Here is a 22,181-nt window from a genome sequence, read left to right on the forward strand (position 1 = left end):
AGATCTTCCATTTCTTGTTATAATTAAGGTGTTTCTTAAGCCCAAAACTCCATTGGTCCATACTGACTGGTTATTTTTAAAATGTCACTTCGTGTGACCATTCCTACTAATTCATGCTGCTCGTTAATAATAGGTAAGCAGCCGATGTGTTCATCAAACATGACGTGGGCAAGTTGATGTATGTCGGTTGCTACTGTGGCGGCAAAGACTTTTTTTGTGATCCACTCCTGATTTTCTTGTTTAAAAGCCAGTGCCTTTAAAATGTCACATTCTGAAAGTATTGCATTGAGTGTGCCGTTTTCAGTAATAGGTAGGTGTTTAATGTTGTGTTTAATTAAGGTTTGCCGTGCATGCTCTAAATTTACTTGTTGAATATCCAAACTGATGGCGGGCGTGCTCATTATCTCGCCAGCACGATGAACTTGGCGAGACATGGGCTTTGATTGTGTATTTTGCTGATAAGCTTTTTGGCCAGTCTGAGAGCGACCTTGAACAGCACGCGTTGGGTTACTAGGGGTTAAGGGGCTGGTGCCTTTTGACTTCGGAGTTGCATAATCCCGAATACTAGGGCTGCCTTGATCAATAAAAATAAATGGCATCAGTGCCTCATTTCATTGTTGAGATTGTACCCACTGCATGAACTGCTTTTGCTCATATTGGTTAGCATTGGCCCACCAAAATTGTAATTGCTTTAAATTAGGATAGTTCACCTGTTCAAGCTTTTCATCATTACCAAATACCAGTGGGTTAGCTTTGGCTGTGTAGTCACTTTGAAGCGTGTTTTTTTGACTATTTAATGTGATGTTTGGGTTTTTAACAAAGGCTTTAGCTTGGTTATAGGAATTTAAGGTCGGTGTTTGAAAATGATATTGTTGCCCGGCAAGGAATTCCCCTGCAAATGTAATGTGTCCAGATGTCACTTTCTCATGGGTTTCATCATCTATATCCCAAATGTCGCTGTAACGAACAACCAGTGTATGCTGCCCGGGAGCTAATTTTATGGTTAAGTCATGGTTGCGAAACACTTGCTGATATTGTGAGACCGCTTGCTGGTCAAGTGATATAAGCTCAAAGTTAAGGGGTAATACAAAGCGCACCTCATTATCTACACCAATACTGGGACCGTCATATAGGCGTAGATGTTTAGGGGTTGAGCAAGCTTGAAGAAATAGAACAACAGATATGAAAAGTATGCGCATTGTAGGTCTGATCAAAATAGTTAAACCTATTGTGACTTTGCTCGGGTTGTTATTCAAGGGAACATTGAGTTTGTTGCTTTAAGGGTTTATAAGGGAAGCAGATTTAAAGGTGATTTTATGCAGCGTACATTTCGTTTAACAATTTCTTGTCCTGATGGTGTGGGCATCGTCGCAAAAGTTGGTCAGTTTGTATCCAGTCACGGTGGTTGGATCATTGAGGCTAATCATTATGCTGATCCTAATAGCGGTTGGTTCTTTATGCGCCACTCTATTAAGGCAGATTCCTTACCATTTGATTTGAATGAATTCCGCAAGCAGTTTGCTCCTATAGCCCATGAGTTTTCTATGGAATGGGCGGTGACCGATAGCGCCGTAAACAAGAAAATGGTGTTGTTAGCCTCTAAAGAAAGCCATTGTTTGGTTGATTTGCTACACCGTTGGCACAGTGGAGAACTGAAATGCGATATTCCTTGTGTGATATCTAATCATGATGACTTACGCAGTTTGGTTGAATGGCATGGGATTCCGTTTTTTCATGTACCTGTTGATAAGACAAACAAAGCAGAGCATTTTCATAAAGTTAGCCAACTAATTGCCGAACATAAAGCCGACACCATAGTGTTAGCTCGGTATATGCAAATTTTACCGGAAGACGTCTGTGCTACTTATGAAGGGCAAATCATTAATATACACCATAGCTTCTTACCGTCTTTTGCAGGGGCTAAGCCCTATCACCAAGCGGCTCAACGTGGTGTTAAGCTAATTGGTGCCACCTGCCACTATGTTACGCAAGAGCTGGATGCAGGGCCGATCATTGATCAAGACGTTATCCGCATCAGCCATAAAGACACTGTGGAAGACATGGTGCGTTTAGGAAAAGATGTAGAGAAAATGGTACTTAGCCGCGGTGTGCGCTTGCACATTGAAGACAAAGTCTTGAAGCATGGTAATAAAACCATTGTGTTTAATTAAGGGTGTTATTGTAGCGCTGAGCTTTACTTAACGCTTTTTGCCAAAGTTGGCCCCATAAACGCAGTGAATGTTTTGGGTCTCCATGGCAGCGCGTTATACGGTTCGTCCTTCACTTAACGCTTTTTGCCATCCATGGCAGCGCGTTATACGGTTCGTCCTGAACGTAAAAAACCGGCAGAAGCCGGTTTTTTTATGCTCACTTAAATCTTAGTATTCTTTAAGTAAAGCAGACCCACGTCCAGGGTGTAGGCTGATGCTTGGTGACGCGTCAGCTACTTGTTGATGGGAGTGACGTAAACGGAAGCCCTTATCAATGCGGCGCACGCACAAGGTCAAGCGTACTGTTAACCAGCGATAATCTTGAGTACTTTGGGTGTGTAGCACTACTGATGCATCATTATTAATGATTTCTTGGCAGATGGGCTCAAGGGCAGTACGGATTTCACGGGTTTCACGGTCTTCAATCAATTCTTGATCAAGATTGAATCCGGCAATGGGCTTAGATGTTTCTTCCGCTTCATTGATGGCTTTAGCGGCCAACTCGGCTTTTTCTCTTTGTGCATTTAATTCAGCCAGTTTAGCGGCGGCTTCTAATTTTGCGTTTTCTTCTTGACGTTGCATGGCCAGACGTCGTTCGCGAGCTTCGGCTTCAATACGGCGCTTGGATGCGGCTTCAGCATCGGCTTTTTGTTTGGCTAAACGAGCGGCTTCTTTTTGTTTGGCTAATTGTGCTTGGCGAGCTTTTTCTTTTGCTAATTGTGCTTGGTGAGCTTTTTCTTTGCTGTCGTCTTTTTTGGGAGCGACTTTCTTTGGCGCTACAGCGGCCACTTGTTTCGGCGCGGCTGGTGCTTTTTTAGCGGCAAACTGTTTTTTAGCTGCCGACGAGCCGCTAAATAACTTATCCAGTTTATCCTGAGTGCTTTCAAGGCCGGGGGTTAAATATGAGATACCCCAAGCGCTATCTAGGTATGATTGAGCTTGGCTAAAACGTTTGCTGCTGATCGAGCGATTGGCTAGGTCCACATATACAGAACCCACTTGTTGAACGCGGCTATTAATGCGTTGATCATATGGGACTAGATCTCTAAACTGCCAAATTTTTTCTATGGCGTTGTTGCCTTCAGGGGTGCTTAAGCGTTTGGCGTCAATGTCGGCGTCAATCTTAGCGAGTAAATCATCTGCTTCGGTTGCTAAAACAGTAGTAGATAAACCGCATGCAAGAATACAGGCAAGTGCCGCTTTGAATAATGTTCTCATAGGCAATACTCAGTTTTTTGTTTTTATAGTGGTATTTAATGGCCATTATTGCCTATGGCTGTGTGATAATGCAATGCTTGATTAGGTCCGAAAGTGCTAATTTCACCCGTTATATTCAAAAGTATTAAAAAAGGAGTCTAAAATGTTGCGTTGGGGCATGATTTTACTATTTTTACCCAGTGTCATTATGGTGACCTTATACATGATGGAAGCACAAGATGTGGTTCGGTGTTCTCATGAAGGGGGAAGTTGGGATTACATTAAAGGACTTTGTGATAGCAAACCCCATGAATTTGTCTCATTTATGACTCGTTATGGTACTTGGGTTAATTTGGGCATGCTGCTTTCAATTGTAGGGTTATGCATGGGAACGTGGGGTATGATCTTAAAGGGTATGTCGCAACCGAAGGATCAAGAGTAACTAATTTTGTCCACTGTAGTGAAACTCTAAACTCTGGTAATACTGGGTTATTTTCTGTGCTTGGGGGATGTCATAGCGATACACTTGATTAATCGCCCTTAATGCTGATCGATCAAGTTGCGCGCTGCCACTTGGTATATGCACCCAAGCCTGCTCCAAAAAACCATTGCTGTTGATGGTCAGTCTAATAGTACCGCGATAAAAAGGGTTAACTCCCCTAGGTTTGACCCAAATATAATTTATTTGCTCGGAAATCCGCTTTAACACTTCGTTATACCATCGAGCCTTTTCTTCTTCCTCTTTCGAAGCTTTTGACTCTGTGCCCTGATTTTTGTGTGGGTTCGCTTTTAAATACTGGCTAAGCATTGGGCTGTTTGAATGCACCACAGGTGGGGCTGCAGGAGGCTCAGGTGTTGAGGTTTCAGTTTGTTCGGGAGTTTCAAGGGTAGGTTGTGCAGTTTTATCGGTATGCTCTATATCAGCTATTTGTGTTTTTTCTTGAGCCTGTTCCTCCACTTTTCCATTTGTGTTGTTTGCCTTTGTTATGTCGTCTTCTAAATGCATGGGTGGTGGAGGTACATCCAACGAAGGCTTGGGTGTATTGTTTATCGGATTAGCTTGAGGCGCTTCGGGTTGTAAGATCACTTCAACGGTTTTATCTTTTGCCACGGGAGCAGCTGGCTGTTCGCTAAATAGCCAAGGCAGAAACACTAATACGTGTACCAGCAGGCTAAGTAAAAACGTTAGGCGAAAAGCAGGTTGCATAGTAAGTCTTTAAGCTTGGAAAGTAGTCATAAAACATGCGCATTATAAACAGTGAATTTCAATATCACAGTCATAGATGGAACCAATATGTTGAGCAGGATATGTTAAATTGGTTCAGATTAATTGAAATGAGAAGAAAATGAGCGAATATAAAACAGCCGAATATTTATTTTGCCCTCATTGTGGCTCTAAAACCCGCAATAGAGACGTTGAAGGGCAAATTATAAAAGAATGTGTGTTTGAATGCGGTTTTGCGTTTTTTAATAACCCAACGCCTGTAGTCGCTGTGATTGTTGAAACCCCAGAGGGAGTAGTATTAGCTCATAATGTAGCTTGGCCTGCTGGCATGCGCAGTATTATTACTGGCTTTGTAGACCCCCATGAAACCCCTGTAGAAACCGCCATTCGTGAAACCAAAGAAGAACTAAACCTAGATGCTTATGATGCTGAATTTGTCGGGCATTATATGTTTCACCAAAAAAACCAATTGATTATTGGCTATGCAGTTAAAGCTCAAGGGGAAATCACCTTGAATCACGAACTAGATGAATACAAGGTAATACCCGTTGAAAAATTGCAATCATGGCCCGGTGCTACAGGCCAAGCGGTGGCGGATTGGTTGAAAAAAACGCGAGGTTAGCTGGTTTTACCTTCAAACATGAAATAACCGTAGATGGCCAAAATAGATATCAGCATTATCAAAGAAAAAAACAAAGTGCTGTTTTTGTTCATATTGGCCATACGATATTTGAAGTACCCCCATTCATTCATGCGATTCATGTCGGCGATCATGGGGAGCAAGGTGTTCTGATATTCTTGTTTATTAATGGATAAAATTTTGTGTTCATGGCCAATAATAAAAAACGTATCTTCTACTAATATGCCTCGTTCCCCCACATAATAAGCTTGTGGTAACGGGCTGATAGCCGTTTCCCCTTGCTTGTTCTGAATTAAAACTAAGCGGCCCGAAAGCCCCAGTTTTTTGCTTACCAGCTGGTTAAAAATGAAGCCCCCCCAGCAACGAAATACCCACCAAAAACAACGAAATGAAAATGAGCAGTTCAAGTATCTCAGGAGTGATGGCTTTATCACTCCCAATAAATAACGCAGCAGAACTGATAATACTGCCTACAATACAAACAGCAAAAACCCATATAAAAAGCTTTATTTGCTTGTTGCGGGTAAACCAGAATATGTCATCGGAGGTATTCATTTAAAGTCCTTTTAAATTTAGTTTTTATTTTTGGCAACACTTTTTATATTTTTTACTGCTTCCACACAAGCAGGCGTCGTTACGAGCAGGAAAAAAGTGTTCGATTTGTGTGTTCCCTTTCACATAAAACCAGCGATTACCCTCGTTAATGAAGTTACTTTGCTCATCAAGCACACTCCAGCCGCTTGGGCTGTCAGGGTCATTAAAGTAAGCGCGAAAATGCACCCAATTTGGTTTAGTTTGAACAATATCCAGTTTTATCCATTGATCATCTGGCGAGAGAGTTAAATCTTGCGGACGTGTGCTTGGGTGCCAAGTTTGAGCAATGTAATCGGTTAAACCTAATGCAAAGCCGCTAAAGCGCGAGCGCATAAGTTGTTCAGGTGTTGTGGCAACTTCACCTAAGTGAAAAGGCTCACAACATTGAGCGTATACTTTAGTTTGCGGCTGCTGCATTTGGCAGGGGCAAATCATTGCTGCTTAGCCCTTAGCAGTGCCTGCATGGCCTCGCCTAAAATGGCTGGACGGTTTTCATCTCTTAAGGCATTTAATAATAAGTTACGAATACCGGGTAAGAAGAGTAAATCCCCTGCAATTTTAACAAAGGCGGTATAGGTTTTGTCTTGGTTTAATTTCGCAAGGTTTACTAAAAAATCAGAAATACGTTGGGGAATAAAGGCTAGGTCATCATAGTTTCGAGTGGCAAAGGCCAGCATGCAGGCTACATCGGTTGCGTAATCACTGTCTAACCATAACTGCCATGCATGAATGCGGGTTTCATCACTAATACTGCCACCTAAAATACGCATGGCCGCTTCCACTTCAATGGTGTTCTCGGGTTTATCCAATGCCAGAATATAACGATCAAGTACAACTTGAGTGATGTCTGCTGAAATAGGGTGATGCTCAAGACATTGGGCAAAAGCTAAAAAAGCTTCTTGTGGCATGCGAGCTAAGCACGAATGCAAACTGGCTTTGTGTTCATTGATACGGGCACTCACATCGGCAATACCCTGTAACCCTAAGTTTTGCCAATTTGCTAATGACTCTGGGTTTAGCGTACCGGCCTGTAGGTATTTCACTGCGGTATCATAATGGCTAGATGGTTTACGGTGCTGGCTGCCTTGAATTATGGCGTGTAGGTTAGCTAAGCGCACATCATCTGGCTTAAATGCAAACGGGTTATCTTTTAACGGATCGTCAATTTCCGTATCCGCTTGTAATGGTGTTTCGCTTAGCTTGATTAGGCGGTGAACCAAATCATCACGTACATAGGGAATTAACTTACCTTGCTCGTCCAGCGGCCACTTTAAAAACATGAGGGTTTCATTTTCTGGCTGTTTCGGAGGGCTGATGTAAAGGGCAAGCCAAGCATGCTGTAAATATGGGAAGGGGTAGGCGCTTTCTAAGGTTTCAAATTTTTGAAACTGCCCTTTATTGACTTTGCGAATCCGACGGCCCACATCATACAAACGAAACTGCCCATCCAGCTGTGCCAGATACTCGCTTAATTCCATGACCCACCCCTCGTAAAAAAGCGGCCATTATACCTAAGAAAGCAACAGGGGCTAACCGATCAAAGCTAACAAAAGCAAATATATAAGTAATTCTTGAATTTGTTGACTGGCCCCAAGGGCATCTCCGGTATAGCCATTAAGTTTGCGCAAATACCAAGCTCGGGTTAGGAAGAAAACCGCCGCCCCAGCGAACAATAGTACAAGGCTATAAACCCAAGGTAGGAATAACAAAGGCAATAAGGCAAAGCACCAAGCCAGTATCATATCTTGCTTAAACCACTGCTTGGCGATGGGTTTTGCCTTGCTGTGCTCATCTATTTGCACATAAGGTAACACCATAATTAAACTGATGGCCCATGCGCGACTTAAACTATGGGCAATTAGTAAGGCGACGAATAAATAACCACTTTGGATACCCACTAAAGCTTGCCATTTTAAACTGAGGATAAAGATCAAGCCGCATACGCCGTAAGTACCTAAGCGACTGTCTTTCATAATGTTTAAAATATGCTGGGCATCAAGCCCACCACCAAATCCGTCACATAAGTCGGCAAACCCATCTTCATGAAACGCGCCAGTAATTAGCACCCCAGCCACCATGCTAATTATTATGCTGATGTCATTAGGGAGCCACTGTATACATAACCAATAAACGGCAAAGCACCAAACGGCTACTAAATAACCAATAAAAGGAAAGAAACCGCTAGCACGGTTGAGCTGTTGGTCGCTGTAATCCACCCAGTTTGGGCCAGGAATACGGCTATAGAAAGTCAGAGCATTAAAAAAACGGTCTAGCGGCTGTTTAAACATGGGGATTCACGCATAATATGTGGCCTCATGATACCACGGAGAATTCTTTTGAGTGATGTTCGTTACGGCGAGCTGCAAAGTCTAATAAGTGAACTTATTGTCCAAATGCAGTCTTATGACATCTGGGCTGCGTGTGCACCCAGTGCAAACGCTTTGCAAAGCGATCAACCGTTTTATGTGGATACTCTGAGTTTTGAGCAGTGGTTACAATTTGTCATGGTGCCGACATTTACACAGATGATTGAGCAAGGTATACCCTTGCCCAATGTATGTGATATTTCACCCATGGCGCAAGAAGTATGGAAGGGTCGTTATTCAGACGTGCAAAACACGATATGCCTAATAGATCAGTTATTAACTGGAAAATAAAGCCATACAGGACAGGCGTTACAAATTCTTGACAGTTCTGTGTATAAAAACTGCTCTAAACAGTTTGTAAGAGATTTGCTACTGGTATGACACGAAATCAGCCAATTTTATGCACATCGGTTGTTTTTTGTATTTATTAGTAAATGCTGAAGTATAAATAAATGTAAAAAAACTATAAAAAATCTATAAGTTTTTGTTTTATAAGGTTTTTTATGTTGGTGTTTAAAAATTAAACAAATTAAAGGTTACAGTGATCGGCTGTACTTTAGAGACGATTATCACAAACTAATTAACAGAGTTATCCACAGAAGTTGGGGATAAACAAAACCGTGAATTTTTTGACAGGAAAAAAGGAGAACACATGCCGTTCATTCTAGCTGGGGCGTTTATTTTGGGGTTAGTAATTGCTTACATATTATTTGCCCGTCCATCTGTAAAGCGTGCCGCCCAATACGAAGAAGACTTAAAAGCAGCTCAAAGCTTACTGGATGAAGCGCAAAAAGAGCGCGAACAACTGAAGCAGTCACTGGCGGATAGCCAATATAAAGTGAACGAATTAGAAAAAGATTTAAAACACGCTCAAAAATAATAACGATCAAAAGGGGAAATGCATGTTGAATAAGATACCTGCACATATTTTAGCCAGATTGGCAGCTGGCCTAATCATCCTATATCCGTTGGCGATATTAGGTGCACGCTTCGACATTATGCATTTTCGGAACAGTTTTCTCATATTCATTTTGGCGGCACTGTTGGGTTTCATTGTTTTGGTATTATCGGTACTAAAACTACCTAAGCAGGCGCAAGGTGAAGCCAAACCATTGGTTTTGGCGGTGGTGCTTACTTTGACACCGCTAATGCTGTTGGGAACAAACATTGTTAAAGCTCGTTCGGTTCCGTTTTTGTATGACGTGACCACAGATACAGAGTATCCACCGGCCCTTGTGAAGGCTAAGGCTTTACGAGCCGAAGGTGAGCACTCAGTAGAATACGATGTAAAAAAATTCGCTCAGTTACAAAAAGAAGGATACCCAGACATCAAACCTGTTCGTCTATCCATCTCAGCAATGGAGGCCTTCTATAAAGTACGAAAAGCGGTGCAGGGTATGGGCTGGGAAGTGGTAGCGGTGAATGGTCAGGCACTTCCCTTTACGATTGAAGCCGTTGCCAGCAGTGCATTGTTTGGTTTTAAAGATGACATTGCCATTCGAGTGAGCCAAACCATCGAAGGCTCTCAAGTGGATATGCGCAGTATGAGCCGTGAAGGCCGTACTGATCTAGGGGCTAACGCGCAGCGTATCCAAGATTTTTTTAGCGCCTTAAATGCCACAAAATAAAAAGTCAGCAAGCACTGCAAGGGCAGGGGTAGTTGGTTACAATAGTGGAAGTTGTTAAGAGGTAGTTCATGGCCAACTCATTTGTACATTTACGCGTTCACACAGAATTCTCCCTAGTGAACGGCATCGTACGGGTAAAAGACCTGCTTAAAGCGGTATCTACTGACGCACAGGTAGCGGTGGCTATTACCGACCAAAGTAATATGTTTGCTTTGGTTAAGTTTTATAATGCTTGTTTAGGGGCAGGGGTGAAACCCATTCTAGCGGCCGATATTCTTATAGAGAATCCAGACGATCTGGCTAAGCCCTATAACATAACTCTGTATGCGCAAAATGATAAAGGCTATCGTAACCTCACCGAGTTAGTGAGCTTTGGTTTTACCAAAAACCAGCACCACGATAAACCCCAGCTAAAAATGGAATGGTTTGCCGAACGTAATGAAGGCTTGATCGCGTTATCAGGTTTTCAGCGTGGGGATATTGGCGAAGCGTTACTAAAAGATAAAGACGATCTCGCATTACAGCGTTTACAAACATGGCGAGAGTATTTCCCCAATCGTTTTTATTTAGAACTACAGCGGACGAGTCGCCCCAATGATGAAATCTTAGTACAAAAAACCTTGGTATTAGCCCGAGAGCAGCAGTGTCCAGTAGTGGCCACCAATGATGTACACTTTTTAAAAGAAGAAGATTACGATGCCCATGAGACCCGTGTTTGCATTGGTGACAGCGTCACCCTAGATGACCCTCGTCGAGAACATCGCTACAGCGACCAGCAATACTTAAAAACTCAACAACAAATGATTGAGTTATTTGCTGACATCCCAAGTGCCATTGAAAACACGCAAGAAATTGCCCAGCGCTGTAGCGTGCAAGTATTATTAGGGAAATACTTTTTACCTGAGTTCCCGATACCTGATGGCCTGACTGAAAACGAATTCTTTAAAAAAATCTCTTATGAAGGCTTAGAAGAGCGCCTTGAATTTATCTTAGATAAAAACCAAAGTGATCATGACGAGCGCCGTAAAGAATATTTTGACCGCTTAGATTTCGAGCTGGATATCATTATTCAAATGGGGTTCCCGGGTTATTTTTTGATCGTAATGGATTTCATTCAATGGGCCAAAGATAACGACGTACCTGTTGGCCCCGGCCGTGGTTCAGGTGCTGGCTCGCTAGTCGCGTATGCACAAAAAATCACTGACATTGACCCGTTAGAATATGACTTACTGTTCGAACGATTCCTAAACCCTGAGCGTGTATCCATGCCCGATTTCGATATCGACTTTTGCATGGAAAAACGTGAGCAAGTCATCGACTATGTGGCCGATAATTATGGTCGCGATGCGGTATCACAAATTGTGACCTACGGTACCATGGCCGCCAAGGCGGTAGTACGTGATGTGGCGCGGGTATTAGGCAAAAGTTATGGTTTGGCTGACAAACTATCAAAAATGATACCAGCGGACCCGGGCATGAAGCTGGCAGTAGCTTATGAGCAGGAAGAGACCCTGCGTGACTTTTTAAAAGAAGACGACGAAGCCTTAGAAATTTGGGAAATGGCCACCAAGCTAGAAGGCATTACTCGTCAAACCGGTAAACACGCCGGTGGTGTGGTAATCGCTCCCACCAAACTTACTGACTTTTCACCAACCTTGTGTGATGAAGACGGCAAAGGACTGGTGACACAGTTTGATAAAAACGATGTTGAAAGCGCAGGCTTAGTTAAGTTTGACTTTTTAGGGTTGCGGACCCTAACCATCATCGATTGGGCGTTAAAAACCATTAACGCCATTCGCGCTAAAACTGATTTAGAACCACTATTCATAGAAGAAATTCCACTGGATGATGCACCGTCTTATGCATTACTAAAAGAAGCGAAAACCACAGCGGTATTCCAGTTGGAGTCCCGTGGTATGAAAGATCTGATTCGCCGACTAGAGCCAGACAACATTGAAGAAATGATCGCGCTGGTGGCTCTGTTTCGTCCGGGACCACTTGAGTCGGGCATGGTAGATGACTTTATCAACCGTAAACACGGTCGAGCTGAGGTAGCTTACCCTCATAAAGACTTCCAGCATGAAAGCTTGAAGGAAATTCTAGAACCCACTTATGGGGTTATCGTTTATCAAGAACAGGTCATGCAGATTGCCCAGATTCTAGCGGGCTATACCTTAGGCGGTGCGGACATGCTGCGTCGTGCAATGGGTAAGAAAAAACCAGAAGAAATGGCCAAGCAGCGTGATAGCTTCCGTGAAGGTGCTATCTCTATTGGTGTCGATGGCGATCTCGCCATGAACATCTTTGACCTAGTAGAAAAATTTGCAGGTTACGGTTTTAACAAATCCCACTCCGCGGCTTACGCCGTGGTTTCTTATCAAACCCTTTGGCTGAAAACCCATTATCCTGCGCCGTTTATGGCGGCGGTATTAACCTCAGATATGCAAAACACCGACAAAGTGGTGATTTTTATTGAAGAGTGCCGTGAGATGGCGCTGGACTTAGTCCTGCCTGACGTTAATCAATCGGAATTTGGTTTTACAGTGAATGATGACGGTGCCATCGTTTATGGCTTAGGGGCCGTGAAAGGGGTGGGGGAAGGCCCGATTGAAGCCATTATTAAAGCCCGCAATGAGGTGGGGCAATTTACCGATATCTTCCATTTTTGTAAGTCGGTAGATAAAAGCAAACTAAATAAACGGGTGATGGAAGCCCTAGTGCGTTGCGGTGCATTTGATCAAATTGGGCCGAATCGTTCGGTACTGTTTGCCAGTATCGAAGATGCACTAAAAGCTGCAGATCAAAATGCGAAAAACGCCGCCGCCGGCATGATGGATATGTTTGGCGAAGTGGAAGAAGAAGCCAATCTCAATCCATACGATGATTATTTGAATAAAGTCAGAGATTGGAACCCTAAGCAAAAACTGCAAGGCGAAAAAGATACCTTGGGCTTGTTTGTAACAGGTCACCCATTTGATGAATACGAAAAAGAAGTACGTCGTATAGCGAAAACTAAACTTGCTAATATTCAAGCGGATAAAAAAACACAAAAGCTGGCGGGTATCATTGTTGGCTTACGTGTGATGCGCACCAAGCGTGGTGACAACATGGCCATACTAACCATCGATGATCGTTCTGGCCGTTTGGATGTTCGTTTATTTAGCGATGTTTACGAAAAGCTGAAAGAAAAATTGATTGTGGATCACCTAGTGATTGTGGAAGTGGAAGTGAAACACGACAACTACAATGATTCTTTAGGGGCAAATTTAAATAATTTATGGAATATTAGTGAAGCTCGAAACAGTTTTAGTTCTGGTATTCGCTTGACCTTAAAGCAGCGTGAGCTGGGACAACATTTTATTCGACAATTAAACGATACTCTTCAGCCATTTGATCAAGAAGGTTCACCCGTGTTGGTGGAGTATAAAGGGCAAAGCGCCAATGCCAGCTTACAGCTTGGTCAGGAATTTAACGTGGAACCCAGTGACGACTTACTTTACCGTTTAAAAAGCCATTATGGCGATGAAAACGTCGAATGCTTATATGAATAGTGTCGGATGGTAAGTCTATGTCCCGAGTATTGAATTAAAATTTATGGACAACATAATCTTTCAGGTGCTAAGTGATTGCATAAATCAACACAAACCCAAGCGCATATTGGTTGGGTTCAGTGGTGGTATGGATTCATCTGTGTTGCTCCATGCTATCAGCCAGCTAAATAATTCAATTCCTATTATTGCGATACATATTCACCACGGATTATCTGTTCATGCGGATCAGTGGCTAAGCTTGTGCGAACAGCAATGCAAGCAGCTTAAGGTTCATTTTGTATCTGAACGTGTGAGCGTTCCAAGAGATGCTGGCAGTTTAGAACAGGCGGCACGTTTGGCTCGTTACGAAGTGTTTGAGAAATACATTATGTTTGGGGATGCGTTGCTATTGGGGCATCACCAAGATGATCAAATAGAAACCTTTATGATGCGCCTCATGCGCGGCTCTGGCATGACAGGCTTAACCGCCATGGAAAACGAGCGCAGTATTGGAAAAGGCATTCTGCTTAGGCCTCTATTGTCAGTAAGCCGTGAACAAATTGAGCAATACGCCAACCATTTTGAACTGTCCCATGTGGACGATGAATCCAATGACGACATCAGCTTTGATCGTAACTGGTGGCGTCATCAACTATTACCCACATTGAATGAGCGTTATCCGCAAGCCAATCAAAGCATTGTCAAAACTATCAGTATTTTACAGACAGAACATAAATTGCTGAACGACTTAATTGACCCCATTTATCAACAAGTGGTGGATAACCAAGGGCGTTTAGACAGCAATAAACTGGGGCGCCAAAGCTGGAGCATACAGTGTCAACTTATCCGCAAGTGGTTAGAGCAACACAACCGCTATCCATTACTGGCCGACAAACAAATTCGGGTTTTGTTGGCAGAGGTAATGAATGCACGAATTGACGCAGAGCCAGTGTTTCGCTGGCAAGACAACGAAGTACGTCGTCACAATGGTAAACTTTATGTAATGCCTAGTTTACCAGAAGTAAATACCTCAGTTTTTCTGCAGAACTTCAATGGCAATGTGAATCCGCAGCTACCGGCAGGGCAATTAAAGTGGCAACCAGGTTTAGGCTTGAAACCGAGTGAGTATCAACTGGCCTTGTACCAAGGGACACTAAAAGCACGGCCTATTAATCGCCCTAACAAAGCCTTGAAAAAGTGGTTTCAAGAATTCGATATCCCACCATGGCAACGACCATTTTGGCCTGTGTTGCTCAAAAATGGTGAAGTGGTGGCCGTACCGGGCCTGTTTGTGTGCCAAGGGTACGCCTGTGAGCAAGGTTGGCAGTTTAGTTTCCAGATATAAATTATGGTTTGTATGAAAAACATACAAATATTTCAGATTGCCACTGGCACAAGTGGGCCAAAAGTGCGAGAATGCGCGCCGTAACCAAAGTGTTCCCAATTTCCTATTCGAGTGTGGGCGTATTCGCCTCAACTCTTTGTCTGTGAAACAGATGTAAGCTGCCGTTCTAGGCTAGCTGTGTAGCGGGATGACGGGATCAATGGTCAAAATTTAATTGTGAATGAATTTTGATCGCGCCGTCATTGAGTCCCTGTGGGCCTCCCCGTGCCGATCTAGATGTATTCCCCAAAAAGCAGGTTTTTTTGCATGTCTGATACTCCTACTGGCTTCGCCAGTCTTGGTCTACCTTTTAATGTTTTACGCGCGGTTGAAGAGCAGGGTTATGAAACCCCAAGCCCAATCCAGCAACAAGCAATTCCACATTTATTAGCAGGTAAAGACGTTCTTGGTCTTGCCCAAACCGGTACTGGTAAAACTGCTGCGTTTACTTTACCTATTTTAGCTCGCACCGATGCCAATGCTCGTACCCCACAAGTTTTAGTATTAGCGCCAACTCGTGAACTTGCTCAGCAAGTCGCGGCGGCCATTGAGTCTTACGCAAAACATCTTCCTGGTATTAAAACCACGTGTATTTATGGTGGTCAGGACTTCTCTACTCAGTTCCGTGCGCTAAAAAATGGCCCTCAGTTTGTAGTGGGTACACCGGGCCGTGTGATGGACCACATTCGCCGTGGTACGTTAAAATTAGATGAAATCAAAGCGGTTGTTTTAGACGAAGCAGATGAAATGCTACGCATGGGTTTCATTGATGATGTGAACTGGATTTTAGAACACGTACCGACAAAACGTCAGGTTGCCTTGTTCTCAGCAACTATGCCTCGTCAAATTAAAGAAGTGGCAGAAAAACACTTAAACTCGCCAGTTGAAGTACGTATTGAAAACAAAACCGCCACCAATGACAAAATTGCTCAATCATTTTGGCTAGTGCGTAACTTGGATAAAAACGAAGCGTTATTGCGTATTTGTGAAACCCAAGACATGGACGCCATGATGATCTTCGTTCGTACCAAACAAGCCACAGAAGAAGTAGCAGAATATTTGCGTACAGCGGGTTATAAATGCGAAGCGTTAAATGGTGACGTGGCACAAGCACAGCGCGAACGTGCAGTTGATCGCTTGAAGAAAGGCCAAATTGATATTGTTGTGGCCACTGATGTAGCGGCCCGTGGTTTAGACGTTGAGCGTATTAGCCACGTTGTAAACTATGATATTCCATACGATGCGGAATCTTATGTTCACCGTATTGGTCGTACTGGTCGTGCTGGCCGTACTGGTAGCGCTATCTTGTTTGTACGCCCACGTGAGCGTCGCATGTTAAGCACAATTGAACGTGTTACTCGTCAAAAAATAGCTGAAATGCAGTTGCCAAGTATTGATGAAGTTAACGTTAAGCGTCGTGAGCGTTTTAAAGAGCGTATTCTTGAAAGCGTGCAAGGAAAAGAAACAGAGATCTTTAAATCAATTATTGGTGAAGTGCTGGCTAACAATGAAGCATTGGACCCTGTTGATGTGGCAGCGGCACTTGCACAAATGGCACAGGGCGGTAAGTCATTGTTCTTAACCGAAAGCGTGCGTAAGCCTCGTGAATATAAAGAGCGTAACGAACGTGGTGGTCGTGATAGTCGCGGTGAACGTGGTGGCCGTGATCGCGGACGTGGTCGTGATATGGCGGACAAGCCATTAGATAAAAAACCAATGCCATTAAAAGATAACCCTGATATTGAAATGAAGCGTTATCGTTTAGCGGTAGGTTATAAAGATGGTGTGAAGCCGGGCAACATTGTGGGCGCGATTGCTAACGAAGCGAACATCGAAAGCAAATTCATTGGGCATATTGAAATCTTTGATGGTTTTGCCACGGTAGATTTACCAAGTGGTATGCCAAGTGAAGTGGTTGATCATCTTAAAAAGACACGCATCTGTGGTCGTCCTTTAAACATTGAAGATATCAACAATGCTAAATCTGGCGATGCACCTAAGCGTGTTAAAAAAGAAGGTTATAAGTCTAAAGATGGTAGTGGACTTAAAGCACGTTCTCGTAAGCCGGCTAAGCGTAAAGAAGCAGCCGCTGAGTAATATCAGCTAATAAAAAAACCAGCCAAGTGGCTGGTTTTTTTTCGCCTATGGTTTTTCGGTAGTGATGTGTTTGTTGAATTATTTAGTTGGTTTCACTAACTATCTTTAATCTATGGGTGTCACCCACCAACAATCATGAATACTTAATAGAATAAACTGTTTAGTACTTTGGTTTTTCATTTTGCTTTACTATCTGCTTTTTCACACAGTTTCGATGTTAAGCAGGACAGAGCATGACGCGTAAGATAATAGGCCTGATGGCCATTGTAATGCTGACCATTGCGTGTGCAGGTCAGGCTCAGCGTCATTGGCAAAGTGATCACTATACGTCGGCTGAGGGCTTTTATAACCCTAATCTGCCCCCTATAGAAGCTGACCTTGGCCGTTTCTTTGGCATTTTAAAACGCTTCATAACCGATGATGCACCCGATACCGAAGCCTTTGGTTTAATTCCCTATGAAACCCTAGCAATCGATGTTCTGACTCAACAGAGTCAAGATGTGGCTTATCGATTAGGCCACAGCACAGTATTACTGAAGTTATCGGGTAAATATATTCTTACAGATCCAATTTTCTCTGAAAGGGCCAGTCCAGTGCAGTGGGTAGGCCCTAAGCGTTTCCACCCTGTACCTGTAGATATTGCGTCACTACCAAATTTATTTGCTGTGGTGATTAGTCATGACCATTATGATCACTTAGATCAAGACACCATAGAGATGCTTGCTACGCGCGCACAGCACTTCATGGTGCCCTTAGGTTTAGGTGCATACCTGCGTGATTGGGGCGTACCCAGTGAAAATATCCATGAGTTAGATTGGTGGCAAAGCAAGCAATTTAACGGGTTTGAATTCATTAGTACGCCCGCCCAACATTTTTCTGGTCGAGGCATGTTTAATCGAAATAGTACATTATGGAGTTCTTGGGTTATTCAGTCACCTAGCCATAATATCTACTTCAGTGGTGATAGTGGTTACTTTGACGGTTTTAAAACCATTGGCGAGCGATACGGACCTTTTGATTTAACCATCTTAGAAAATGGGGCTTACAATCCAGATTGGTCGCAGGTACATATGTTTCCTCAAGAAACCGTACAAGCCCACCTAGATTTAAAGGGTAAAGCCATGCTTCCTGTACACAATGGCACTTTCAAGCTGTCATTTCATGGATGGTCTGATCCATTAGAGCAAGTGAGTAAGCTTAGCGAAAAGCAGGGAGTATTAGTACAAACCCCTATCATGGGGGAAGAGGTAATGTTATCAGAACCTAAAAAGTATAAAAAATGGTGGCAACCTGCCTTTGAGAGTCAAAAGATGGCTCAAAAAGACTAATAATTATTGCCTATGGCATAAGAAGACGATTAATTATTCATCTTGGCGCGAAATGACTTGCTAAAGGAATAAAGCCAACTATTTTTAAAGTCAAAGGTTAGGGATAACCCACAAGGAAGATCAAAGACAGGATGTCTTAAAATGCAATTGAATGCGTAAGGATGTGTTAGGGATACGGTCAGGATGACCAGTCAGGATGACGCCTAGGGTGATAAATGAAAAGGGTAGAAGCCACAAGCTTCTGCCCTTTTTTATTGGTTATCTCCCCACTTTACCGATTAAGCACGATTCCACTATCCCCCCCCCTCTGTATGCCTATCCTAAACGAGCATCAAATAAGTAAGTGTTCATTAATCTCAAAAGGCAATAAGAACGCTTGTCTCATATTTTAAAACCTTTGTATAATGATGACGATTTCAGCCTAGTTCTCATGTTTGAATTAGCCTACAAATCAGCCAAAAAATGACCAGTAGGGAATACCCTTATAACTATAGAGTATTCCTTGTTAATAATTACATTAGCCTTCCCCCTAACATGGGCATTACGGGCACATTAAAACTAAGTTAAAAGTGAGTTAATATGCAGCCGCAAAAAAGTAATGCCGGTTATTCTAAAAGTGCAGCGAAATTCAAATTAGGGGATTTTGGCTGGTTAAGAAACACTCTAACCGCAAATAGTCGGGTGGATACAACGCCGTCTGATGGGCAGGTTTTCCACCTGCTGTTGATTAAACCGACGCGCTATGATGACGAAGGTTACCCTATTCAGTGGCTGCGCTCCTCAATACCCTCTAATTCATTAGCCTGCATGAACGGACTCGCGCTGGACGTGGCCCAGCGTAAAATATTAGGGGAAGACGTAGAAATACGCGTATCAACGTTTGATGAAGCGTGTGACGTTATAAAAATTGAAGAACTCGCTCAGACTTTACGAGATGCCGGCCAACGAGCACTCGTTTGCATGGCTGGGGTTCAGACTAATCAATTTCCTCGCACCGTAGATGTCTCTAAACGCTTTATACAGCATGGAATTCCGGTATGTATCGGCGGCTTTCATGTAAGTGGAATACTCAGTGTAATCGGTGAATTAACCGATGAATTGTTAGACGCACAAAAGCATGGCATCTCGTTATTTGCTGGCGAGGCGGAATCCGGACGTTTCGATTTTGTGGTGAAAGATGCTTGGGATAACAGTTTACAGCCTTTGTATGATTACCAAAGTGACATGGTCTCGTTAGATGAACAACCCCAGCCTGTGCTCCCTAAGGATTTAGTTAAGCGTAATTTTAATAATATTAGCACCATTGATTTAGGTCGTGGATGTCCTTTCCAGTGTTCATTTTGCTGTATTATTAATGTACAGGGTCGTACCAGCCGCTCTCGTTCCGCCGATGATTTGGAAGCTTTGGCTCGCCAAGCTTGGGATGCAGGCCTTGAGAAGATATTCATTACCGATGATGACTTTGCTCGTAATAAATACTGGGAAGCCTTATTTGACCGTTTGATCTTATTAAGAGAAGAAGGCATTAAGCTAAGGCTATTCATTCAAGTGGATACCCAAGCCCATAAAATTCCTAATTTTATTGATAAAGCAGTGGCTGCAGGGGTGGATAATGTTTTCATCGGTTTAGAAAACATTAATGCAGATAACTTAAAAAGCATTCAAAAACGTCAAAACAAAATCACTGACTATCGTCAAATGCTATTAGATTGGAAACGTCATCCAGTGGTTATTTGGGGGGCCTATATAATCGGCTTTCCAAATGACACCTATGAATCTGTGATTCGTGATATTGAAATCATCAAACGTGAGCTGCCAATTGATATTCTTAACCCGTCTATCTTAACGCCACTGCCTGGTTCAATGGATCATAAAGACATGATGGATAAAGGCGAGTGGATGGATCCGGATTTAAACAAATTCGATTTATCCCATCGTGTTACTCATCACCCGAAAATGACCGACGAAGAGTTAGACAGCCTATATAAAGCTGTTTGGGATACCTATTACACCAAAGAACACATGCACCGCGTGATTAAACGTGCATTTGCTTTAGGCAGTAATAAAAAATACACCTTATCTGGCTTGTTAACCGCATTTGGCGTGATCACAAAAGTAACGGGTATTCGCTCTTACGATATGGGTTTTATACGTTATGTTGCCCGAAAAGAGCGTAGAGAAGGTTTACCATTAGAGCACCCACTGGTGTTTTACCCAAAAATGTATTGGCGCTTAATTAAATCAACACTGACGATTAGCTTTGCAGCTTCTAGCTTGGCCAGAACCGCACGTAAAATGTGGCTAAGTAAATCATTTAAAGGCTACATAGACGAGGCCATCACCCCTGTTGTGGTGGATGATTATGAAAGCATGGAAATGTATCAGCAGACCCGTGGTGTGAAAGAACAAGCCGATAAAGCCGTTGCCAAAATTGCAGCTAAAGAAGCCAAAGTCTTTTACAGAGAAGCCTAAATAATTTTAGCGACATTAGATATAAACTTAAGAAAGGGTAGAGGCTATAACGCTCTGCCCTTTTTTATGTTTTCTTGAATATCTCTTTAAAAAAGAGTTAGCTAAAAACAGCCAATACTGGGCTTTCTGGTTTCTGTCGTCTCATGCTTTTCCCTGCTATTTGTGCTGTAAATCACATCGCTAAAAATCCACACATAAATTACCTGTTTATTCCTTGTTGTTATATGTCTTGTGAGGGAGTTAAGTGGTACCTTGGTTCTATATCGTATTCACTACGCAGTTTGATCGACTTTTAATAGTGACTCTCGAGGTGTAATTAAAGAGGGCACTTTGTTTGTACGGACTAATAACAATTTCAGGCTTTATATGACGTCTACAACCATGAACTTCCCTGCTGATGCGGATCAGCATTTGAAAGGTAACTCACCAAATAAACCGGTGATGAATACTCTATATGAAAATAATAAAAAATGGCTGTTTGCTTTATACCTTGTGGTTCCGGTCTGTGTTTTATTTGTACTGATCGATCATTTTTTATTAAATGGCATGATGCAACAAGCACTACCAAGACATCCAGTAGAATGGGCATTTTGGGCGATATTTTTTAATTTTCCTCATATCGTTTCTAGCTTTATTACGTTAGCAGATAAAGAATATTTGGGCGTTTATAAAAAGAACATAACTTACTCTTTACTGGCAATTACCGCGTTCATGGGTTTGATATTTTTTACCATGAGCCTATTTCCCGGGCGAGTGGCGTTTAGAATTGAGACTTTATTTTTAATATTTATAGCTATTTACACTATGTACCACGTTATGTCGCAACAATACGGATTATCTTTAATGATGATGCAGCGTCCGGCTAACCTTAATTATCAGTTTTGGCGTTGGAGTAGTGTGTTAGTTGCAACCATTTTGTATATACATGTTTTTATGAAAGGCTACATATATAAGATGACGGTATTTACACTTCCACTTGCGGACGTATTGCTATACATCGCGGCATTATTGATGATTGTAAGTACTATTGCAGGGATGAAGATCGGTTTGTCATCCAATACAAAGTTGGGTCGTTATTATGTATTTGGCAATATTGCCATGGTGATAGCTTGTTATTTTTGTTTAGAAATGGGTTATTCAGTTTTTGTAATTTTGATGCCCCGTGTGATTCACGATATTACTGCATTTATGATTTATTCAGGGCATGATCAAAATCGTAATGCTAATGGATATAAAAACTTTATTTATGGTTCTTTATCATTCTTAAAAATTCCACCTCGCTTTTTAAACCCGATTCTAGCCATCGTCATCGCAGCTTTAGTTGATTATTTTGCTGGCTATCGCACCATGGGTATGATCATTATTTTCTGTGGTTTATTCCATTACTACATGGAAGGTATTATGTGGAAGGGTAATTCTATTCATCGTAAGAGTTTAAAATTCTCATAAAAATAGATTACGAAAAAAGCCGATTAAACTCACGTTTAATCGGCTTTTTGGTTTTGATATA

General features: G+C 42.4%; 21 protein-coding genes. 12 read left to right on the forward strand and 9 right to left on the reverse strand.

The window, feature by feature from the left end:
• Nucleotides 1-35: 35 nt before the first annotated feature.
• A complete protein-coding gene (locus ABWV45_RS09815) occupies nucleotides 36-599 on the reverse strand; it encodes a CBS domain-containing protein (RefSeq protein WP_353351140.1) in 564 nt (187 codons plus the stop codon).
• 12 nt (nucleotides 600-611) lie between these two features.
• Nucleotides 612-1,199, reverse strand: a complete 588-nt coding sequence (locus tag ABWV45_RS09820) for a DUF2057 family protein (RefSeq protein WP_353351142.1) — start codon at nucleotides 1,197-1,199, stop codon at nucleotides 612-614.
• A gap of 117 nt (nucleotides 1,200-1,316) precedes the next feature.
• Here ABWV45_RS09820 and purU point away from each other — a divergent pair, with 117 nt between their 5' ends.
• Nucleotides 1,317-2,171 (forward strand): formyltetrahydrofolate deformylase, encoded by an 855-nt coding sequence (gene purU, locus ABWV45_RS09825; RefSeq protein WP_353351143.1) that lies wholly within the window; start codon nucleotides 1,317-1,319, stop codon nucleotides 2,169-2,171.
• Nucleotides 2,172-2,378: 207 nt separating this feature from the next.
• On the opposite strand, the gene ABWV45_RS09830 is transcribed toward purU, so the two are convergent.
• Nucleotides 2,379-3,428 carry a hypothetical protein gene (locus ABWV45_RS09830; RefSeq protein ID WP_353351145.1) on the reverse strand — a complete coding sequence of 350 codons (1,050 nt, stop codon included), beginning with the start codon at nucleotides 3,426-3,428 and terminating at the stop codon, nucleotides 2,379-2,381.
• A gap of 142 nt (nucleotides 3,429-3,570) precedes the next feature.
• Between ABWV45_RS09830 and ABWV45_RS09835 the strand changes: the two genes are divergently transcribed.
• Nucleotides 3,571-3,849, forward strand: coding sequence for a hypothetical protein (locus ABWV45_RS09835; RefSeq protein WP_353351147.1), 279 nt, complete (start codon nucleotides 3,571-3,573; stop codon nucleotides 3,847-3,849).
• On the opposite strand, the gene ABWV45_RS09840 is transcribed toward ABWV45_RS09835, so the two are convergent.
• A complete protein-coding gene (locus tag ABWV45_RS09840) occupies nucleotides 3,850-4,614 on the reverse strand; it encodes an energy transducer TonB (protein ID WP_353351149.1) in 765 nt (254 codons plus the stop codon).
• Between the two features lie 139 nt (nucleotides 4,615-4,753).
• Between ABWV45_RS09840 and ABWV45_RS09845 the strand changes: the two genes are divergently transcribed.
• The gene (locus tag ABWV45_RS09845) at nucleotides 4,754-5,254 is read left to right on the forward strand and encodes an NUDIX domain-containing protein (RefSeq protein ID WP_353351150.1); all 501 of its coding nucleotides are present in this window, start codon (nucleotides 4,754-4,756) and stop codon (nucleotides 5,252-5,254) included.
• Here ABWV45_RS09845 and ABWV45_RS09850 read toward each other — a convergent pair.
• The 5 genes from ABWV45_RS09850 to ABWV45_RS09870 form a co-directional block, all read right to left on the reverse strand.
• Nucleotides 5,251-5,511 (reverse strand): hypothetical protein, encoded by a 261-nt coding sequence (locus ABWV45_RS09850; RefSeq protein WP_353351151.1) that lies wholly within the window; start codon nucleotides 5,509-5,511, stop codon nucleotides 5,251-5,253. The two genes, ABWV45_RS09845 and ABWV45_RS09850, sit on opposite strands and share 4 nt — an antisense overlap.
• A 100-nt stretch (nucleotides 5,512-5,611) precedes the next feature.
• Entirely contained in the window at nucleotides 5,612-5,827 is a 216-nt protein-coding gene (locus ABWV45_RS09855; RefSeq protein WP_353351153.1) for a hypothetical protein, read from the reverse strand.
• 24 nt (nucleotides 5,828-5,851) lie between these two features.
• Nucleotides 5,852-6,283 (reverse strand): YchJ family protein, encoded by a 432-nt coding sequence (locus ABWV45_RS09860; protein ID WP_353351155.1) that lies wholly within the window; start codon nucleotides 6,281-6,283, stop codon nucleotides 5,852-5,854.
• A 14-nt stretch (nucleotides 6,284-6,297) separates the two neighbouring features.
• Nucleotides 6,298-7,344: a DUF3549 family protein gene (locus tag ABWV45_RS09865; protein WP_353351157.1), complete on the reverse strand. Its 1,047-nt coding sequence runs from the start codon at nucleotides 7,342-7,344 to the stop codon at nucleotides 6,298-6,300.
• Between the two features lie 51 nt (nucleotides 7,345-7,395).
• Nucleotides 7,396-8,154, reverse strand: a complete 759-nt coding sequence (locus tag ABWV45_RS09870; RefSeq protein WP_353351159.1) for an adenosylcobinamide-GDP ribazoletransferase — start codon at nucleotides 8,152-8,154, stop codon at nucleotides 7,396-7,398.
• 48 nt (nucleotides 8,155-8,202) lie between these two features.
• Here ABWV45_RS09870 and ABWV45_RS09875 point away from each other — a divergent pair, with 48 nt between their 5' ends.
• From ABWV45_RS09875 to ABWV45_RS09915, 9 genes are all read left to right on the forward strand, one after another.
• Nucleotides 8,203-8,523, forward strand: a complete 321-nt coding sequence (locus tag ABWV45_RS09875) for a YqcC family protein (RefSeq protein WP_353351161.1) — start codon at nucleotides 8,203-8,205, stop codon at nucleotides 8,521-8,523.
• Nucleotides 8,524-8,884: 361 nt separating this feature from the next.
• Entirely contained in the window at nucleotides 8,885-9,112 is a 228-nt protein-coding gene (locus tag ABWV45_RS09880; RefSeq protein WP_353351163.1) for a hypothetical protein, read from the forward strand.
• Between the two features lie 22 nt (nucleotides 9,113-9,134).
• Nucleotides 9,135-9,860, forward strand: a complete 726-nt coding sequence (locus ABWV45_RS09885; RefSeq protein ID WP_353351165.1) for a DUF1499 domain-containing protein — start codon at nucleotides 9,135-9,137, stop codon at nucleotides 9,858-9,860.
• 68 nt (nucleotides 9,861-9,928) lie between these two features.
• Complete coding sequence (gene dnaE / locus ABWV45_RS09890; protein ID WP_353351167.1) at nucleotides 9,929-13,411, forward strand: DNA polymerase III subunit alpha; 3,483 nt, start codon at nucleotides 9,929-9,931, stop codon at nucleotides 13,409-13,411.
• Between the two features lie 43 nt (nucleotides 13,412-13,454).
• Nucleotides 13,455-14,735 carry a tRNA lysidine(34) synthetase TilS gene (gene tilS / locus ABWV45_RS09895; RefSeq protein ID WP_353351169.1) on the forward strand — a complete coding sequence of 427 codons (1,281 nt, stop codon included), beginning with the start codon at nucleotides 13,455-13,457 and terminating at the stop codon, nucleotides 14,733-14,735.
• A gap of 306 nt (nucleotides 14,736-15,041) precedes the next feature.
• On the forward strand, nucleotides 15,042-16,871 hold the full coding sequence (locus tag ABWV45_RS09900) for a DEAD/DEAH box helicase (protein ID WP_353351171.1): 1,830 nt from the start codon (nucleotides 15,042-15,044) through the stop codon (nucleotides 16,869-16,871).
• Nucleotides 16,872-17,104: 233 nt separating this feature from the next.
• Nucleotides 17,105-18,199, forward strand: coding sequence for an MBL fold metallo-hydrolase (locus ABWV45_RS09905; RefSeq protein ID WP_353351173.1), 1,095 nt, complete (start codon nucleotides 17,105-17,107; stop codon nucleotides 18,197-18,199).
• Nucleotides 18,200-18,778: 579 nt separating this feature from the next.
• Complete coding sequence (locus tag ABWV45_RS09910) at nucleotides 18,779-20,671, forward strand: B12-binding domain-containing radical SAM protein (protein WP_353351175.1); 1,893 nt, start codon at nucleotides 18,779-18,781, stop codon at nucleotides 20,669-20,671.
• Between the two features lie 366 nt (nucleotides 20,672-21,037).
• Nucleotides 21,038-22,120, forward strand: coding sequence for a hypothetical protein (locus tag ABWV45_RS09915; protein WP_353351177.1), 1,083 nt, complete (start codon nucleotides 21,038-21,040; stop codon nucleotides 22,118-22,120).
• The last annotated feature ends 61 nt before the right edge of the window (nucleotides 22,121-22,181 follow it).

The organism is Oceaniserpentilla sp. 4NH20-0058, assembly GCF_040371755.1.
GTDB lineage: Bacteria > Pseudomonadota > Gammaproteobacteria > Pseudomonadales > Oceanobacteraceae > Bermanella.

Coding starts and splice junctions, on each gene's coding strand:
- ABWV45_RS09910 (WP_353351175.1), top strand. CDS start 18,779: ATGCAGCCGCAAAAAAGTAATGCCGGTTATTCTAAAAGTGCAGCGAAA.
- ABWV45_RS09840 (WP_353351149.1), bottom strand. CDS start 4,614: ATGCAACCTGCTTTTCGCCTAACGTTTTTACTTAGCCTGCTGGTACAC.
- dnaE (WP_353351167.1), top strand. CDS start 9,929: ATGGCCAACTCATTTGTACATTTACGCGTTCACACAGAATTCTCCCTA.
- ABWV45_RS09845 (WP_353351150.1), top strand. CDS start 4,754: ATGAGCGAATATAAAACAGCCGAATATTTATTTTGCCCTCATTGTGGC.
- ABWV45_RS09865 (WP_353351157.1), bottom strand. CDS start 7,344: ATGGAATTAAGCGAGTATCTGGCACAGCTGGATGGGCAGTTTCGTTTG.
- ABWV45_RS09905 (WP_353351173.1), top strand. CDS start 17,105: ATGACGCGTAAGATAATAGGCCTGATGGCCATTGTAATGCTGACCATT.
- tilS (WP_353351169.1), top strand. CDS start 13,455: ATGGACAACATAATCTTTCAGGTGCTAAGTGATTGCATAAATCAACAC.
- ABWV45_RS09830 (WP_353351145.1), bottom strand. CDS start 3,428: ATGAGAACATTATTCAAAGCGGCACTTGCCTGTATTCTTGCATGCGGT.
- ABWV45_RS09915 (WP_353351177.1), top strand. CDS start 21,038: ATGACGTCTACAACCATGAACTTCCCTGCTGATGCGGATCAGCATTTG.
- ABWV45_RS09870 (WP_353351159.1), bottom strand. CDS start 8,154: ATGTTTAAACAGCCGCTAGACCGTTTTTTTAATGCTCTGACTTTCTAT.
- ABWV45_RS09835 (WP_353351147.1), top strand. CDS start 3,571: ATGTTGCGTTGGGGCATGATTTTACTATTTTTACCCAGTGTCATTATG.
- ABWV45_RS09820 (WP_353351142.1), bottom strand. CDS start 1,199: ATGCGCATACTTTTCATATCTGTTGTTCTATTTCTTCAAGCTTGCTCA.
- ABWV45_RS09815 (WP_353351140.1), bottom strand. CDS start 599: ATGCCATTTATTTTTATTGATCAAGGCAGCCCTAGTATTCGGGATTAT.
- ABWV45_RS09855 (WP_353351153.1), bottom strand. CDS start 5,827: ATGAATACCTCCGATGACATATTCTGGTTTACCCGCAACAAGCAAATA.
- ABWV45_RS09885 (WP_353351165.1), top strand. CDS start 9,135: ATGTTGAATAAGATACCTGCACATATTTTAGCCAGATTGGCAGCTGGC.
- ABWV45_RS09860 (WP_353351155.1), bottom strand. CDS start 6,283: ATGCAGCAGCCGCAAACTAAAGTATACGCTCAATGTTGTGAGCCTTTT.
- purU (WP_353351143.1), top strand. CDS start 1,317: ATGCAGCGTACATTTCGTTTAACAATTTCTTGTCCTGATGGTGTGGGC.
- ABWV45_RS09880 (WP_353351163.1), top strand. CDS start 8,885: ATGCCGTTCATTCTAGCTGGGGCGTTTATTTTGGGGTTAGTAATTGCT.
- ABWV45_RS09900 (WP_353351171.1), top strand. CDS start 15,042: ATGTCTGATACTCCTACTGGCTTCGCCAGTCTTGGTCTACCTTTTAAT.